Raw genomic sequence first — 1,414 nt, 5'->3', positions numbered from 1 at the left:
CGGGCCAGCTGATCTGGGCCAGCTTGACGGTGCAGAGGTAGTCGAACTCAGGATAGGTCAGGCCGTAGTGGTCGCAGGTGTTGCGGATGACGCTGACGTCGAAGGCGGCGTTGTGAGCCAGCACGGTGCGGCCTTCGAGGCGCGGGGCGATGGCGGCGAGGACGGCGGGGAATTCCTCGGCGTCCTCGACCTGTTCGGGGCCGATGCCGTGGAAGGCGATGTTGAAGCTGGCGAAACGCATGCCCGGCGGGCGGATGTAGTGGTGCTCGACGGATTCGATGACGCCGTCGTTGATCCAGGCCAGGCCGATGGAGCAGGGGCTGGCCCGCTGCTCATTGGCGGTTTCGAAGTCGATGGCGACGGCGTGCATCAGGCAATAAGCGCCAGCCACTCGTCCTCGGTCAGGACGGTCACGCCGTGCTTTTCGGCGTCTTTCAGCTTGGAGCCGGCGCCGGGACCGGCGACGACGTAGTCGGTCTTCTTCGACACCGAGCCCGAGACCTTGGCGCCGAGGCTTTCGGCGCGGGCCTTGGCCTCGTCGCGGGTGAAGCGTTCCAGCGAGCCGGTGAAGACGACGGTCTTGCCCGCCACCGGGCTGTCCGTCACGGGGGCAGCCACATCCTCGACGCGCTCGAGTTCGGCCAGCAGGGCGTCGACGACCTGAAGGTTGTGCGGTTCGTGGAAGAAGTGGGCCAGGGCCTCGGCGGCGACCGGGCCGACGCCGGACACGCCCGCGATCTGGTTCAGAATGTCGGAGGGGCCCTCATCGCGCGCGACGGCGGCCCAGCGAGTCAGGTCGCTCCAGCCGTCGGAGATTTCCGCCAGCGAACGGCGGGCGGGCGCGGCCATGCCGGGGAAGGCGAGGGCGATCTTCTGATCCATGGGCGCTTCCGGCCACGGATCGTCGGCGGGCGGGTGGGCTTCGGCCATCAGGCCCAGCACGCGGGGCGAAATAGCGTGGGTCGCGGCCAGCGTCTTCCAGCTCTCGCTGGCGAGGCCGTTCGCGGCGGCCATGCAGGCGTCGCGGAAGGCGGTCCAGCTGCCGAAGGCGCGCGACAGGACCAGCGAGGTCTGTTCGCCGATCTCGCGCACGCCCAGACCGAAGATCAGGCGGTCGAGGGAGATGACGCGGCGGGCGTCGATCCCGGCGATCAGGTTGCGGACGCTGGTCTCGCCATAGCCGTCCTCGGCGCGCAGCAGGGCCAGCTTCTCTTCGTCGCGGGCGAGGCGGAAAATGTCGGCCGGCTCCTTGATCCAGCCGCGCGCATGGAAGGCGATCAGCTGCTTTTCGCCAAGCCCTTCAATGTCGAAGGCGCGGCGGCTGACGAAGTGCTTGAGGCGCTCGACGATCTGGGCGTCGCAGATCAGGCCGCCGGTGCAGCGGCGCTTGACCTCGTCCCCCTCGCGCACGGCT

2 protein-coding genes are annotated in these 1,414 nt (G+C 69.0%); both read right to left on the bottom strand.

What is annotated here, in order from left to right; translation table 11 throughout:
• Positions 1-391: exonuclease domain-containing protein (locus ACU5AP_RS16270; RefSeq protein ID WP_446681559.1), on the bottom strand; the 391-nt coding region annotated here is incomplete at its 3' end.
• A partial coding sequence (locus ACU5AP_RS16265; protein ID WP_446681558.1) for a BRCT domain-containing protein occupies positions 370-1,414 on the bottom strand: 1,045 nt, incomplete at its 5' end. The genes ACU5AP_RS16270 and ACU5AP_RS16265, both read right to left, overlap by 22 nt.

Source organism: Brevundimonas sp. RM1 (assembly GCF_052907225.1).
Note: the sequence above shows the minus strand (reverse complement) of the source record. Positions and strands in the feature narration are given on the sequence as shown.